At 26.7% G+C, this 16,252-nt stretch carries 16 protein-coding genes; 7 read left to right on the top strand and 9 right to left on the bottom strand.

The window, feature by feature from the left end:
* Positions 1 to 19 precede the first annotated feature (19 nt).
* From uxuA to Q1J76_RS12105, 5 genes are read right to left on the bottom strand one after another with little or no spacing between them, the layout of a single operon-like run.
* Entirely contained in the window at positions 20 to 1,087 is a 1,068-nt protein-coding gene (gene uxuA / locus Q1J76_RS12125; protein ID WP_300370838.1) for a mannonate dehydratase, read from the bottom strand.
* A gap of 14 nt (positions 1,088 to 1,101) precedes the next feature.
* A complete protein-coding gene (locus tag Q1J76_RS12120; protein WP_367182158.1) occupies positions 1,102 to 2,727 on the bottom strand; it encodes a mannitol dehydrogenase family protein in 1,626 nt (541 codons plus the stop codon).
* 18 nt (positions 2,728 to 2,745) lie between these two features.
* On the bottom strand, positions 2,746 to 4,047 hold the full coding sequence (locus Q1J76_RS12115) for a TRAP transporter large permease (protein WP_300370830.1): 1,302 nt from the start codon (positions 4,045 to 4,047) through the stop codon (positions 2,746 to 2,748).
* Positions 4,044 to 4,532 (bottom strand): TRAP transporter small permease, encoded by a 489-nt coding sequence (locus Q1J76_RS12110; RefSeq protein ID WP_300370827.1) that lies wholly within the window; start codon positions 4,530 to 4,532, stop codon positions 4,044 to 4,046. The genes Q1J76_RS12115 and Q1J76_RS12110 overlap by 4 nt, the downstream gene beginning before the upstream one ends.
* A gap of 23 nt (positions 4,533 to 4,555) precedes the next feature.
* Entirely contained in the window at positions 4,556 to 5,554 is a 999-nt protein-coding gene (locus Q1J76_RS12105) for a TRAP transporter substrate-binding protein (protein ID WP_300370824.1), read from the bottom strand.
* 157 nt (positions 5,555 to 5,711) lie between these two features.
* Between Q1J76_RS12105 and Q1J76_RS12100 the strand changes: the two genes are divergently transcribed.
* Positions 5,712 to 6,353 carry an SGNH/GDSL hydrolase family protein gene (locus Q1J76_RS12100; RefSeq protein WP_300370821.1) on the top strand — a complete coding sequence of 214 codons (642 nt, stop codon included), beginning with the start codon at positions 5,712 to 5,714 and terminating at the stop codon, positions 6,351 to 6,353.
* A gap of 83 nt (positions 6,354 to 6,436) precedes the next feature.
* On the top strand, positions 6,437 to 7,144 hold the full coding sequence (locus tag Q1J76_RS12095) for a GntR family transcriptional regulator (protein WP_300370818.1): 708 nt from the start codon (positions 6,437 to 6,439) through the stop codon (positions 7,142 to 7,144).
* 1 nt (position 7,145) lies between these two features.
* On the opposite strand, the gene Q1J76_RS12090 is transcribed toward Q1J76_RS12095, so the two are convergent.
* Both Q1J76_RS12090 and Q1J76_RS12085 read right to left on the bottom strand, forming a co-directional pair.
* A complete protein-coding gene (locus Q1J76_RS12090) occupies positions 7,146 to 8,168 on the bottom strand; it encodes a sugar kinase (protein WP_300370815.1) in 1,023 nt (340 codons plus the stop codon).
* 190 nt (positions 8,169 to 8,358) lie between these two features.
* Positions 8,359 to 8,592 carry a thioredoxin family protein gene (locus Q1J76_RS12085; protein ID WP_367182157.1) on the bottom strand — a complete coding sequence of 78 codons (234 nt, stop codon included), beginning with the start codon at positions 8,590 to 8,592 and terminating at the stop codon, positions 8,359 to 8,361.
* Between Q1J76_RS12085 and Q1J76_RS12080 the strand changes: the two genes are divergently transcribed.
* Positions 8,510 to 8,707, top strand: coding sequence for a hypothetical protein (locus tag Q1J76_RS12080; RefSeq protein WP_300370812.1), 198 nt, complete (start codon positions 8,510 to 8,512; stop codon positions 8,705 to 8,707). The genes Q1J76_RS12085 and Q1J76_RS12080 overlap by 83 nt on opposite strands.
* A 39-nt stretch (positions 8,708 to 8,746) precedes the next feature.
* On the opposite strand, the gene sec1 is transcribed toward Q1J76_RS12080, so the two are convergent.
* On the bottom strand, positions 8,747 to 9,064 hold the full coding sequence (gene sec1 / locus Q1J76_RS12075; protein WP_300370809.1) for a thioredoxin-like selenoprotein Sec.1: 318 nt from the start codon (positions 9,062 to 9,064) through the stop codon (positions 8,747 to 8,749).
* Between the two features lie 575 nt (positions 9,065 to 9,639).
* Here sec1 and Q1J76_RS12070 point away from each other — a divergent pair.
* The 3 genes from Q1J76_RS12070 (at position 9,640) to leuS (ending at position 14,366) form a co-directional block, all read left to right on the top strand.
* Positions 9,640 to 10,668: an aldose epimerase family protein gene (locus tag Q1J76_RS12070; protein ID WP_300370806.1), complete on the top strand. Its 1,029-nt coding sequence runs from the start codon at positions 9,640 to 9,642 to the stop codon at positions 10,666 to 10,668.
* Positions 10,669 to 10,688: 20 nt separating this feature from the next.
* Entirely contained in the window at positions 10,689 to 11,327 is a 639-nt protein-coding gene (locus Q1J76_RS12065; protein WP_300370803.1) for a class I SAM-dependent methyltransferase, read from the top strand.
* 477 nt (positions 11,328 to 11,804) lie between these two features.
* A complete protein-coding gene (gene leuS, locus Q1J76_RS12060; protein ID WP_300370798.1) occupies positions 11,805 to 14,366 on the top strand; it encodes a leucine--tRNA ligase in 2,562 nt (853 codons plus the stop codon).
* A gap of 67 nt (positions 14,367 to 14,433) precedes the next feature.
* Here the strand turns inward: leuS and Q1J76_RS12055 are convergent, their stop codons facing one another.
* The gene (locus tag Q1J76_RS12055; RefSeq protein WP_300370795.1) at positions 14,434 to 15,090 is read right to left on the bottom strand and encodes an SGNH/GDSL hydrolase family protein; all 657 of its coding nucleotides are present in this window, start codon (positions 15,088 to 15,090) and stop codon (positions 14,434 to 14,436) included.
* A 219-nt stretch (positions 15,091 to 15,309) separates the two neighbouring features.
* On the opposite strand from Q1J76_RS12055, the gene Q1J76_RS12050 reads away from it, so the two are divergent.
* Positions 15,310 to 16,252 (top strand): SLOG cluster 4 domain-containing protein (locus tag Q1J76_RS12050; RefSeq protein WP_300370793.1); only part of this gene is annotated, 943 nt, incomplete at its 3' end.

Here is a 16,252-nt window from a genome sequence, read left to right as displayed (position 1 = left end):
AATAAAAATATATTTTTAATTATTTGCTCATTTTTTCTATTGCTTCCCATAATCCTTGTAAATAAACAGCTCCTAATGCTCTGTCATAAAGTCCGTATCCAGGCATTGATACCTCGTCCCAAATAGCTCTTCCATGATCTGGTCTGAATGGTCCTTCAAAATCTATATCATAAAATGCTTTCATAATAGCAAACATATCCATAGATCCGTCGCTTGATAAATGAGCTGCTTCTTGGAATTTTCCAGGAGCAGTATGCTCTAGATTTCTTACATGGGCAAAGAAAATTTTTCCTTTCAAACTTCTTACTATATCAGGTATATCATTTTTAGGATTAGAACCTAAAGAACCTGCACATAATGTTACTCCATTACAAGGGCTATTAACACTATTAACCATTCTTAAAATATTTTCTTTATTTACTATAATTCTTGGAAGTCCGAATACAGGCCAAGCAGGATCATCTGGATGTATAGCCATTTTTATATCATATTTTTCACAAGTAGGTATTACAGCATTCAAGAAATATTGTAAATTTTTAAATAACTTTTCATCATCAATACCTTTATACATTTCAAAAAGTTCTTTTAATCTGCTAAGTCTTTCAGGTTCCCAGCCTGGCATTACAAAACCGTTAGAACTTGAATCAATTTGTTCAAACATTTTCTGAGGATCTATTTTATCTATTTCATCTTGGTCGTATGATAAAACGGTTGAACCATCTGGACGCATTTTTGATAAATCGCTTCTAGTCCAATCAAATACAGGCATAAAATTATAACATACTAGCTTAATTTCAGATTTACCTAACACTTCTAAAGTTTTTATATAATTTTCTATATATTTATCTCTGCTAGGAAGACCTATTTTTATATCATCATGTATATTCACACTTTCTATACCATATATTTTCAAACCAGCATCTTCAACTTCCTTTTTTAAATTTTGTACATCTTCTTCTTTCCAAATATCCCCCACTTTACTATCATATAATGTTGTTATTACGCCTTTTATTCCGGGAATTTGTCTAATTTGTTTCAAAGTTACAGAATCAAAATTCTTTCCGAACCATCTTAAAGTCATTATCATAATAAAAATTCTCCTTAATTAATATATTTTTTCAAGCATTCTCTAACAGCATTTTCACTGCATATCATTTCAGCAAAATATCCTTCTATTTTATTACCTAGATTGATTTTTTCATCATATAAATCAACAGCAAATATTATTTTATTAGATAAAATAGGTTTTAAATTATTTCCTATAGATTTAGTATCTTTAAATTTTATATTTTTTATATAAGTTTGTAATTCTTCAAGCATAGGATCAGGACTTATATTCATTTTCTTTCCATTATCATCTATACCCATTAAATATCTTAACCAAGCAGCTATGGTTAATGGTATGCCTATTAAAGATGATGTATCAAGCCCATTTTTTATATAAGATTTTAATGTTTCTCCGTATCTTATAGGTATTTTCTGAGAAGTGTCTGCTGCTATTCTTTGAGGAGAATCTGGTATATAAGGATTTACTAGACGCTCTTCAATTACTTCATTTATAAAAGCTCTTGGATTTAAAATTTTAGGATCATCTACTACTTTCATACCTTCATCATATCCTATTTTTTCAACTAATTTTTTGAGCATAGGATTCTTCATCTCTTCATATATAAAATCATAATTGAGTAAGCATCCGAATACTGCTAAAGCTGTATGTAAAGGATTTAAACAGGTAGTAACCTTCATTTTTTCTGAGGTTTGAACAGTTATTCTATCGGTTAGGTATACTCCTGCTCTTTCTAATGCTACTCTCCCATTTGGAAATAAATCTTCAATTATTAAATATTCTGATACTTCAGCATTGACAAAAGCAGCCATATCATTATGTCCAATTTTGAATACCGCCATATCATCAAGTCCTATTTCCTGTAATTTTTTGTATATAATTTCTGAAGGTCTTGGAGTTATTTTATCAACCATGCTTAAAGGAAAACCAACCTTTTTATTGTCTTCAAGGTATTTTATAAATCCATCATCTGCAAAACCTTTTTTTATCCATTCTTTTGCTATATCAGTAATAGATGATTTTAATTTATCTCCATTATTAGAGCAGTTATCTATACTAAGCATAGCTATAGGGTAAGCTCCGTTTTTATAACGTTCTAAGAGCATTGCAGTAGCTATACTCATTATATTTTTTGCTTTTTTAGGTTCATTATTAACATCTTCTTTAACTGTACTATTATAATTACCGTTTAAGTCTTTTATTGAATATCCTTTTTCAGTAATAGTAAAACTAACTATTTTAAGGGAACTTGATATAAATATTTTTTTTAATTCATCATAATAGTTTATGAAATCGGCATGCAGTATATCTGTAATGCTTCCTATAACTTTTTTATCTATATCTCCGCTACTAGTTATGAATGCTGATAGTGTTAGATTATCAAAAGGCTTATAAACTTTATCAATCATTTCATAATCATTATCCATTCCAGCGGCATGCGTATCAACAGCAATTATTCCAGTATCTATAATATTATCATTTAGAAGACTATCAGCTATTCTGGCAATAAAGCATCTGAATATATTTCCTGCTCCGAAATGTATCCAAGATGGATTTTTATTAGTATTTTCTCTTATTTTGTTTATATCATATTTAGGAATTTGTATCCCTGCATTTTCCCAGAAATCTATATTATTTAAATTATTAATATTTAACTTAATCATTTTTATGCCTTAATTTTAATTTAAAAGTCCAGCTATTTTAGGTAAAAATAAACTTATAGATGGGACAAAAGTAACTAATAATAGTATAATTACTAGCACAGCAAATATAGGAATCATTTTAGGTATTACATCTTCTATTTTTTTACCTGTTAAAGAACATCCTACAAATAAAGCATTACCAACAGGAGGAGTCATCATTCCTATGCATAAATTAAAAGCTAATATTGTACCAAAATGTACAGGATGAATTCCTATGCTTTTTACTATAGGAAGAAATATAGGTGTAAATATTAATATTGCAGGAGTTATATCTATAAAACATCCTACTATTAACAATATAACATTTATAATTAAAAGAATAATTATTGGATTAGAAGATATTGATAATAGAGCAGTTGCCACAATTTCTGGTATATGTGAATAAGAAAGTATCCATGACATTATAGATGAACAAGCCACCAAGAATAAAGAAATACCTGAAATAATAATAGTATCTTCTATTATAGAAATTAATTTTTTAAAAGTTAAACTTTTATAAATTAAAGATAATATTAAACTATATAATGCAGCTATACCAGCACCTTCTGTTGCAGTAAATACTCCTTTAACTATACCCCCTATAACAATGACTATCAATAATAAACTTGGTATAGCTTTCCAAATTATAATTAGGCTTTCTTTTATAGTTATCTTTTCTCTTGTAATTTTGGTTTTATTTTTAATAGATGTTAATATACATACAAGCATAATACCTAATCCCATTAAAATACCTGGTATATATCCTGCGAAAAATAGAGCTGATATAGATGTGCCTCCGCTTACAAGAGAATATACTATAAATATATTGCTTGGTGGTATTAGCAAACCAGTTGTACATGAAGTAATGTTTACAGCTGTACTAAAAGACATATCATAATTATCTTTTTCTTCAAGCGGTATTATTATTTTTCCTACAGCAACTTCTGCTGCAACTGCTGCTCCTGATAGTGCTCCAAAGAACATATTTGCTATTACATTAATATGCCATAAAGGATTTGGTAATTTTCCAGTAAATAATTTTGAAAAATTTATTAACCTTATAGCAAGTCCTCCAGTATTCATTATAGAACCTGATAATATAAATAATGGAATAGCTAATAAAGGAAATGAATTTAATGAATTAATCATAGCCTGCACTGATGTTAACATTGACATGTCTAAAGGTAAATGCATTATCATTACTAAAAAAGAAGATAATGCTATAGTTATTGATATTGGAAGACCTAGCAGTAAAAATACAGCAAATGTTATTATTAGTATAATAATAGATATTATCATTGTTGTTCTCCTTTATTAAGTAGATTTAACAACATAAAGTATAATTGATAAAAAGTGGTTATTATTCCGCTTATTGGAGCTACTATATAAACCCACCATATTGGTATTGTTAATACAGATGATAATTGTGTTTTTGTTATTAGTATCAATTTAAAACCACCAATAGTCAAAACTAATACAGAAAATATTAATACTAATATATTTATTAATATATTAACTATTTTTTTTAAATTCCCTTTAAATTTATCTAAAATCAAAGTTAAAGCTATATGTCCTTTTCTTCCAAAAGTATAACTAGCACCAAATAATCCTAGCCATATTAATAGGAATCTAACCAATTCTTCTGTAAAAACAAAAGGATGCTTTAATAAATATCTAGAAAAAACTTGAAGGCATATACAAACCAGTATAGATGAAACTATAAAGAATAATAAAATAAATAGGCATTTATCTATATAAGATTTTATTTTATTTAAAAATGTCATTTTTCTTCCTTAAATAAATATTTTTATTTTTCCATGCTTTTTATAAAATCTAATATACCTTTTAGTTCTGGGTTTTTTGTATATAAATCTTCATGCATTTTTAATACAGAATTTCTAAATAAAGTTGTATCAGGTTTTACTATTGTAACACCATATTCTTTAACAGCTTTTTCCATATTCATTTCTTCACTTTTTTTCCATATTTCAGAGAAAAATTCTTCGGTTTCTCTAGCAGCATCTCTAAACATTTGTTTATCTTCTTCAGATAAAGAATTCCAGAAAGGAGCACCAACAGTTAATATATCTGAAATTCTCATATGTTCTGTTAATGAATAATATTTAGCTACCTCAGCATGTCCCGTTTCAACAAAAGAAGGAAAATTATTTTCGGCTCCGTCTATTACACCTTGCTGTAATGATGTGTATACTTCACTATAATTTATAACTACTGGACTTCCACCAAGAAGTTTTATCATTTCTATAGAAGTAGGTGAATCCTGAACTCTGATTTTTAAACCTTGTAAATCTTTTGTAGTATTTATAGGTTTTGATTTTGTATATATATTTCTTGAACCGCTTTCCAATGCCATTAATGATATGAATCCGTCATTTATTGTAGATTCAAAATATTTAGTTATCTCTTGGTTTCTCATAACATTTGTATAATGTGTATAGTCTTTAAATATATATGGTAAATTTAAAGCTAAAAACATAGAGTCAAAACTTTCTAATACAGCAGCATTTATATGTGCAAATTGTATCACATCAGATTTTGCTAGTTCCAAAGATGCCTTTGAATCACCTAATTGCGAAGATGGATATATTTCTATTATATATTTACCAGCACTTTTATTACTTACTATTTCAGCAAATTTTTTATCTGCTATATCTAATGGATATCCATCAGCTTGCGGATGGGACAGCTTTAATACTCTAGTTCCATTCTTATTGTTAGAAGAATTACTGCAAGATATAATTAATCCCATAATAAATATAGATAATATTAAAAATATTTTTTTCATGTTTTTCCTCCGATTGTTTCTTATTAACATACTAGTATTTTAGTAAAAATATTTATTGTTGTCAATAAAATACTTGTTTTTTTAAAAAAAAAATTTGACAAAATAATTTTGTTTATCTATATTATATTTTTATAATATTTATAAAAAAGGATTAATAATGATAAATATATTATGTTATGGAGATAGTAATACATTTGGATTTGTTCCAGTTATTATGGAAAGGTATGCTGTGAATGAAAGATGGACAGGTATACTTCAATATATATTAGGTGATAAATATAGAATTATAGAAAATGGATTATGCGGAAGAACAACAATGTTTAATGATCCATGTAAATCATCAAGAAATGGACTTCATTCTATAGATGCCACTTTGGAAATAAGCAAACCTTTAGATTTAGTTATAATATCATTAGGGACAAATGATTTGAAAGTGAAATATTCTGCTCCTTCAAATACAATTACACAGGGAATAAAAAGAATAATTTCAGCTATAAGAAATTATGATTATGAAATAAAATGCAATGTGCCTAAAATTTTAGTATTAGCACCTCCTCCTTTAGGAGATAAAGTAGAATCAGTTAATAATTTTTCAGAATTTGATAAAAACTCTATATCTGTATCAAAAGAATTATCATCAAAATATAAGTTATTATCAGAACAGGAAAATGTATATTTTTTTGATTTGGGAAGTATTATTAAATCTAGTGAAGAAGATCAAATACATTTTACTAAAGAATCTCATAAAATAGTTGCCGAACATTTAGCAGAAAAAATAAAAAATATTTTTGAAAAATAATATCTTGAAGTTTATTACTAAATAATATATCCTTAATAAACATTTTTGTAATTTAATATTTATTAAGGATATATTTTTAAATTATGCCTAAAGCCAAGAATAATAATGCTGATAATTTAATAATATTAGATAGAGAAATCAATGAACCTATAGGGGATTATGCTGTAAGATGTTTAGAATACAATATTATAAATATGAGTTTATTGCCAGGTACTTTTATTAGTGAAAAAATCGTTAGTGAGGTGTTATCTATAAGCAGAACTCCTATAAGAGAAGCTTTTTCTAGGCTCGAAAAGTTGAATTTAATCGAGATATATCCTCAGAAAGGAACTATGGTATCATTGATAGATACTAGTATAGTTGAAGAAACTAGTTTTATGAGAATGGTTCTTGAAAAAGAGATAATAAAAATTGTTTGTAATAATCATACAGAAAAAGATTTAAAATTATTAAATAGAAATATAGAACAATATGGAAAGCATATAAATACTAATAGATTCTACGAACTTCTTAAATTGGATAATGAATTTCATGAATTACTATTTTCAATAGCAGATAAAAAATTAACTTTTAATTTAATAAAAGATTTTATAAAACATTTTAACAGAGCTAGAATATTTAATATAATGAAAATGGACAGAAGAAGGACATTAATGGAGCATAAAAATATACTTCTTTTAATAAAAGAACAAAATATAAAAAAATTAATACCATTAATGGAAGTACATTTAACTCATGTTAAGGATGACATGGATTTTTTAAAAACTAAATTTCCTGAATATTTTAATTAATTTATCTTTTAACATCTAATCCATTTTCAGACTTCATTAAATTTATTACTTCATCTTTTGTAGTCAAATTCCAATCGCCTGGTATACTATGTTTTATACAAAATGAAGCAGCTGCAAATTCTAATATATCCTGATAATTATCAAAAAGATGTATACCTGATAATATACCTGCGGCAAATGAATCTCCTGTTCCTATTCTATCAATAATATTTTTTATATAATATTTTTTTGATTTGTATATATTTTTATTATTATATAATAAAGCTGATATATTATTATGGTTTGAATCTATAGTTTCTCTTTTTGTTGTTATTACAGTTTCTAATGAATATTTATTAATGAGTTGATCCATAATTGTTATATAATCCTTATCAGAAATATCTGAATCTACATCAATATCACTTTCTATACCTAATATTTTTATGGCATCATATTCATTGGCAAATACTATATCAGAATATTTTACAATTTCAGGCATTACATCTTCTATTTTTTTACCATATTTCCATAACTTTTTTCTATGATTTATGTCACATGAAACTTTTACATTTCTTTTTTTAGCTTCTTTTACTGCATATAATGTAAGATCTGCTGCTGTTTTACTTATAGCAGGTGTTACTCCGCTTATATGAAAATATGAGGCATCCTTAAAAACCTTATCCCAATCAAAGTCTTCTATTAATGCCTGAGAAATTGAAGAATATTCTCTGTCATAAATAACATTTGAGCTTCTATAATTATTTCCAGGATCTACAAAATATATACCAAGTCTTTTTCCTTCCCAAGATATTGCAGAAGTATCTACGCCATGACTTAAAAGCAATTCTTCTACTTTTTTTCCTATTGTATTATTAGGCAGTGCAGTTACATATCTACTTTTTAAACCAAAAATGGAAGCTAAAACACAAATATTAGCTTCAACACCTCCAAATGTAGCATTAAGTTTTGATGATTGGAATAGTCTTTCATTATCTATTGATGATAGCCTTAACATTATCTCTCCAAATCCTACTATATATGACATCTTATTACCTCTTTAATCTATTTATTAATATACTAGTATACCAATATATCAGATATTAATATGATAGTACACTAAATATCAATTGTCAAATAAATATTGAAAAAAATTATTGATAAAAAACTAATAATGAAAAAACAAAAAAAGCCTGAATATTTATATATTCAAGCTCTTATATGATTTTAGAAAATGATTATAGATTTTCTTTTAATATACTGATAATTTCTTCTTTACTTAATACCTTTCCGTAAGAAAGCACTTTATCGTCTAGAACTAATGCAGGAGTAGACATTACTCCATAAGAAGCTATTTCTGCCATATCTTCTACATGTTTAATAGCTAAATTGAGTTTTGCTTCTTCTATAGCTGCTATAGTATTTTCTTCTAATTTTTTACAATTAGAACAACCTGTACTTAATATTTTAATTCTTGCCTCTGCAGGCGTTTCTTTATTATTTTCCTCTTCAACGAAGGGATTAGTAGGTGCTCAGCCGCATCCGCTACCGAATAAAATATCTTTTAATGACATATTTCCTCCTTAAAATAAAAACTAAAAAACTATCTTATTATATTTTAACAATTTATAGTTTTTCTTTTAAAATATTTATTATTTTATTTTTATCCAAAACTTCCCCATAGGATATAAGCTCATCATTCACTATAAGGGCAGGTAAAGTCATAACACCATAGTAGGACATACTGCTTTTACTGTCTGTATATTTTATTTCTAAATCTAAATCTAGATACAATATAGCTTTTCTTAAATTATCAAGCATATTTAATGAATCTTCATTATCATTTCCTAAAAGAAGTATTTTTTCTACCTCTCTTTTTATACCCTCCTCCTCTAGAGGGTCAGGCATACAGCCTCATCCAAATTGTATTTTTTCTATAGCCATAATATAGCTCCAACTGTTTAAATACATATTATAGGTATATTAAAATAATTGCAAATTTAAAATTAAAAAAATTATATAGTATCTAATTAATTATACTAATATATTTAATAAAAATCTAATAATCATTATACCTAAAGCTAATATGCTGGCAAAAAATACTAATAAAGGTATTTTACAACTCTTTTAGTATAATAATAAAGGAAGTGATAAAACAGCAACAGCCATCATAAATGAATAAAATAGCATCGATTCCAGCTCCTTTTTGTCGTTTGCATTTTTACTCTCCTTGATATTATATTTTTTACATTTATATTTCTTTTGTATAGTAATTTAATAACTCTTTGCATTCTCTAAAGATTTTTTATTAATTTTGTAATAAGTTCATTTACCTTCTTTTCTTGATATTAGTACTTTAGCATAACATAATATTTTCATATGATGAGATAATATATATTGTACTATTTTCATCAGTTTATCGATAAATATAATTATGTTTTTTGATTTTTTATATTATTGAAATAATAGGTACAATGATATAATATATTTTTATTATATATAATATGGAGTTTAATAATATGCAGATTAAGAATTTTGGAGGCGGATATTTACTATATGAATTAAAAAATAAAAATGGTATGATATTAAAGCTTACAGATATAGGTGCCTCAATAACAGGTGTATTTTTCAAGGATAAAAACGGTAATGAAGTGCAGGCAGCATTTGGAAGCGATGCTTATTCATTTTATTTAGAGCCTCATGATTATATAGGTGCTTCTGTTGGAAGAGTAGCCAATAGAACTATAGATTCAGAATTTATACTTGACGGTAAAACATATAAATTAACTAAAAATGATAATGGAAAGCATCATCTTCATGGAGGTGCTGAAGGAATATCTTTTAAAAAATTTGACTCAAAATTATTAAATAATAATTCTATATCATTTACATATTTTTCCAAAGAGGGCGAAGAAGGATATCCTGCAAATGTTAATATAGAAATAGTATATACTTTGACAGATGATAATGAAATATTAATAAACTATTTTGCTGATGCTGATGCTCCTACACCTTTAAACTTTACTAATCATGCCTATTGGAATCTTAACGGAGAGGGTACTATATATGAGCATGATTTATTTATAGATTCTTCATTTTATTTACCTGTAACAGATGAATGCGTATCAACAGGAGATATTTTGAAAACAGAGAATACTCCTTTTGATTTTACTAAGACAAAGAAAATAGGTGCTGATATAGAAAAGACAAACGGATATGATAATTGTTTTATTTTTAATGAAAAAAATATATTATCTAATACAAACAATGAAGAAAATAATTTAAATAAATTAAGGGCTTCATGCTATAGCGAAAATACAGGAATATATTTGGAGCTTTATACCACAAAACCTGCTATGCATTTCTATTCTGGAAATATGCTTAATAATAGAGCAGTTAGAAATACTGTTTTGAATAAGCATAATGCTTTTTGTTTTGAAACAGAGTTTTTACCTGCGGCTATGAATTTCCCTCATTTTCCAAGTATTATATTTGATTCTAATAAAAGCTATAATCATAAAACTATATATAAATTATCATTAAAATAAAAAATATTTTGGAATAGATTATGGATAAGAATAAAAAGTCAATTATAATAGAACATTATATTGAAAGGGTAAAAGATTTTAATATACCTGAATATAAGGTATTGGATTGGGAATCTGAAGAAGCTCAGTCAGCAAGATTTAAAACTTTATTGGATCATTTTGATATAAGGAAATCTATACTTCTTGATGTAGGCTGCGGTTTGGGGCATTTAGCCGAGTATTTAGACAGGCAGAATATTAATCTCTATTATATAGGTGTAGATATAATGCCCGAGATGATTGATAGGGCTAAGCATAAAATTTTTAAAAATATTAATCCTCAATTTATGACTATAGACTTCTTTCAAAATTCTGATATAGAAGATGATTTTGATTATATATATTCTTCAGGTATATTCAATCTTAATCTAGGTAATAATGAGGAGTTTTTAAGAAATGCTGTTAGCGATTTTTTGATTGCTGCTAGGAAAGGTGTATGTTTCAATTTGCTTGATATTTCTTGCAAAGAAAAATACGGAGATAAATACTATTATTATAAAAAAGATGAAGTATTTAATATGATTTGCGATATAGTAAAAGATTTGGATTTAAAATGCAAAATAAAAATATCTGACGAATATTTATCGAATGATTTTTCTGTGTTTATAGATATGCTTTGATTTTCTTTTTTTATAAAAAATAAAAAGGCTGTTAATTTTTTTATTATCAGCCTTTATTTTATAATTTTATTTGTTATTTTTATCTTCTTTTTATGGTTCCATTGTTTTGGTAAATTTCATTTATATGAAAACTTTAGCTGATAAAAATATAAAAGAAACTTTGTATTTTTATAATGAATTTGAAAATGTTGATAAGTTTTTATAGTATAATTGATACTAAAAATGCTTTCAATGAAGGTTTAAAAAATTATCAGCAATAAAAATATAAGGAAGCTATTGATTTATATACTGAATCTATTAATTTAGATAAATATCATAAATCACCTTATTTGCATAGGTCTTTGGCAAAATCAAGATATTAAAATAAAAATACTATTTATAATTTTCACTTGAAAAATATATGAATTTGCAATATAATTTTTTAGATTAAAAATATGTAAACTAAATTTAGTAGTATCAAACTACGGAGTGTTAAACATGGAATATAATTTTACTACCATTGAAAAGAAATGGCAGAAATTTTGGAAAGATAATCAGTCTTTCAAAACGGTATCTAAACCTACAGACAAAAAATATTATGTGCTTGAAATGTTTCCATATCCATCTGGTAAAATACATATGGGACATGTTTCTAATTATACTATAGCTGACTCTATAGCTAGATACTATAAACTGCTAGGATATGATATTTTACATCCAATGGGCTGGGACGCTTTCGGTATGCCTGCTGAAAATGCTGCTATAGATAATAAAACTCATCCTGCAAAATGGACTTTGAAAAATATAGCTAATATGAAAGAACAGTTAAATTTATTGGGCTATTCTTATGATTGGGACAGAGAGGTTACCACTTGTCTTCCTGATTATTATAAATGGGGACAATGGTTCATATTAAAGATGTATGAAAAAGGACTTTTATATAGAAAAGGCGGAGATGTTAATTGGTGTGATCATTGTAATACAGTACTTGCTAATGAACAGGTTACTGTTGAGGGTACTTGTTGGAGATGCGATGGAGAGGTTACTAAAAAGAAACTCGAGCAATGGTATATAAAAGTAACTGATTATGCTGAGCAGTTGGATGCTGATTTGAAATTATTAGAAGGTTATTGGCCTGATAATGTTATAGCTATGCAAAAAAACTGGATTGGAAGAAGTGTAGGTGCTTATGTTCATTTTACTTTAGATGATGGCAAGGATTTTCCTATATTTACTACTCGTCCAGATACTATTTATGGTGTTACTTATATGGCTATAGCTTGGAATTATGAAGGGCTTTTGGATATGTGTACTGCTGAACAAAAAAATGTTGTAGAGGAGTTCATAAAAAGGGCTGCTAAAATTGACCAAAAAACAGATTATGAAAAAGAAGGTGTATTTACTGGAAGATATGTTGTTAATCCGTTTAATGGTGAGAAGGCTCCTTTATATGCTTCTAATTTCGTTTTGGCTGAATATGGTAGTGGTGCTGTAATGGCTGTTCCTGCCCATGACCAAAGGGACTTTGAATTTGCTAAAAAGTATAATATTCCTATAAAAGTTGTTATACAGAATGCAGATAATTCTTTGAAACCTGAGAATATGACAGAGGCCTATACTGAGGACGGTAAGGTGGTTGATTCTGATATTTTGAATGGACTTTCTTCAAAAGAGGCTATAAAAAAGGCTATAGAGTATGCCTCCGAAAAAGGTTTCGGTAGAGAGCAGGTTCAATACAAACTTAGAGATTGGCTTATATCAAGACAGAGATATTGGGGCAATCCTCTTCCTTTTGTACATTGTGATAAATGCGGTGTTGTGCCTGTGTCTGAAGGCGAACTTCCTATAACATTGCCTATGGATATAGAGTTTACGGTTGGAGAGAACCCTCTTAAAAAATCTGCTTCATTTGTTAATACTGCCTGTCCTAAATGCGGTGCTCCTGCAAGAAGAGAAACTGATACTATGGATACATTTACATGTAGTTCTTGGTATTATGCTAGATATACAGATGCTCATAATGATAAAATGCCTTTTGACTCTAATATTACCAATGCTTGGATGGGGGTTGACCAGTATATAGGTGGTATTGAACATGCATGTATGCACCTATTATACTCAAGGTTCTGGTACAAGTTTATGAGAGATATTGGTCTTGTTAAAGGAGATGAGCCTTTCAATAAACTTCTTACTCAAGGTATGGTTTTGTCTAACAGCTATGAGGCTAAAGAATTAAAGAAATTCTATACTCAGGAGCAAATGAATAATAAAGAGTATGAAAAAGACGGCATTAAGAAAGAAGATATAATAGTAAAAATGGAAAAGATGTCCAAATCTAAAGCTAATGGAGTTGATCCTGCTGAGATTATAGAGCTTTTCGGTGCTGATGCTGTTAGAATATTTGTGATGTTTGTTGCTCCTCCTGAAAAAGATAAAGAATGGTCTGATGAAGGCGTTAAAGGTTCTGCAAGATTTTTAAATAGAATTTGGAACTTATTCTTAAAGTACAAAGATGAAGAAGCTTTCAAAAATGGAAAATCATTTGATTATAATAATCTCTCAAAAGAAGGACAAAAATTATTCAGAAAATACAATAAAACTATAAAGAAAGTTACAATAGATATAAAAGACAGATTCCATTTTAATACTGCAATTGCTGCTTTAATGGAGCTTTTGAATGATATGTCTTCTATAAAATTAGATAATAATGATGATTATGCTATGTTTAAAGAGGTTATAAGAGGGTATTTAATACTTCTTAATCCTATAGCTCCTCATATTACAGAAGAGCTTTATCAGATATTAAACTTTGGAAAAATGATACTTGAAGAAAGTTGGGTTGATCATGATGAACAGTACTGCAAAGATGATACATTTGAACTAGTATTTCAAGTAAACGGAAAGATAAGAGACAGAATAGAAGTTGATGTTAATATAAGCGAAGATGATGCAAAAACTCAGGCATTAGTTAGTGAAAAAGTTAAAGCATTTACAGACGGAAAAAATATTATAAAAGTTGTTTATGTCAAAGGAAAGCTTGTAAATATAGTTGTAAAATAAAATATTTCTTATAAAAAATAAAAAAGAAGAGTATGAAATAAAATTTCTGCTCTTCTTTTATTATTATTTAGATTATTAATTTTTTATGAATTAAAATATTTTTTATTTCTTTAGATAAATGTTCGGCTATTATTTTATGCGATTCTTTATTAAAGTGTATTTGATCTTCTTCGCTAGCCTGTACTATGCTTCCTAAATCAAAAAAATGAACTTTTTCTTGTTCAGCAAGTAATTTATATTTTTCAGCTAATTCTTTAGATATTTTTACAGAGTTTTCATTAAATCCTGAAAAATCATTAACTATATCAACTTTATTTCCTATTGGAGGCGGAGCAAGCAATAAAATTTCAGGTTTTTTATAATTCATAGGGTCTTCGCTATTTCTAATTTTAAATATAATTCTTCTAATTCCTTTAGCAATTAAATTAGAAGTAGTAGAAAAATGTGCCTTTACATCATTCGTACCTAAAGATAGTATAACTAAATCTAATGGCTTATGAGTTTCTAATGCTATTTCTATATATGCTATTCCATTTCTTCCAGGTTCAAATGGATCATCGAATACTGTTGTTCTTCCGCCTAAACCTTCTTCAATAATTCTATAATCATTACCCAAAATATTTTGTAATATTCCTGTCCATCTTTCATTTATAGAATATCTCTTATTCGCCTTTGGTATTGAACCAAATGTGTTGCTGTCGCCATAACATAATATATTTATCATATTAATATCCTGCTTAAAATAAATATTTGTTTTTAATGATATTAATAAAAATATATTTGTCAATATTAAGCATTAATATGTATTTCAAATTAATATAGAGTTTTTATTTCTTTGTTTATATTTTATTTTATGTGTTTTTTTAATTTATTTGACTATCAAGTAAATTATGATATATTAATATAAATTATATTAAACTATATGAATTATTAGGGTGATGTTATGAATAAAAATATAATAGCTGTAATAGGATATTGCAGAATATTTAATTATGATGATTATAATAATATTTTAAATTTATCCTATAATTTAGGAAAATTAATAATAGATAATGGATATATTCTTGCAAACGGATGTTTTGGAGAGGCAGCAGAAATGATTTTTAAAGGTGCTGCAGAATCTGAATTATATAATGATTCTTCTATTATAAAAATTTCCTCTAATTATAATAGTAATATTGAAGATTCATATATTGGATTGGAAGCGAATATTATAGCTGATGCTTTAATAGTGATAGGAGGATCAGCGGAAACATTAATAGAAATTTCATTGGCTTGGAAGTTAGGAAAACTTATTATAGTTTTGGGAGATTATGGCTGTGTTGGAAAATTGGCAGGTACTTCTTTAGATGATAGAAGAGATGATATTATTCATAAAGCTCATTCTCCTGAAGAAGCTTTAAAAATATTAAATAAAAGAATAAATTGTTATATAAAATTTGATAATAGTATACCATATAAAGATGCAAAAACAAAAATAGCTTCCTATTTTAATATTAATGAAGATGATTTGCTTTATTTGGGTGAAGGTAAAGAGGGAATAGTTTATACAGATAAAAAATTTGTCTATAAAATTATAAAAAATCCAAAATATTATTTTTTATATAATATACATTTTAATTTTATATCATTATCAAATAAAATAAAGAATATGAAAGAAAATTATTTATATCCTTTTGAAATTTTTTATAATTATATGGATTTAATAATTTATTATGAATATAAGCCTAGTAAAAAAATAACTGATAAAAGTCTTAATCTAAAAATGAAGGATTTTCAGGAATTATTAAATAAGTATTATTATTCTAATATAATTTTTACAGGATTAAGACCTGAAAATTTATTATGTTATGAGAATGGAGAATTATTTATATGCGATATAGGCT

Source organism: Brachyspira sp., from assembly GCF_029258575.1.
Taxonomy (GTDB): Bacteria; Spirochaetota; Brachyspiria; order Brachyspirales; family Brachyspiraceae; genus Brachyspira.
The sequence above is the reverse complement of the archived record's forward strand: the minus strand, read 5'-3'. Positions and strand labels throughout refer to the sequence as shown.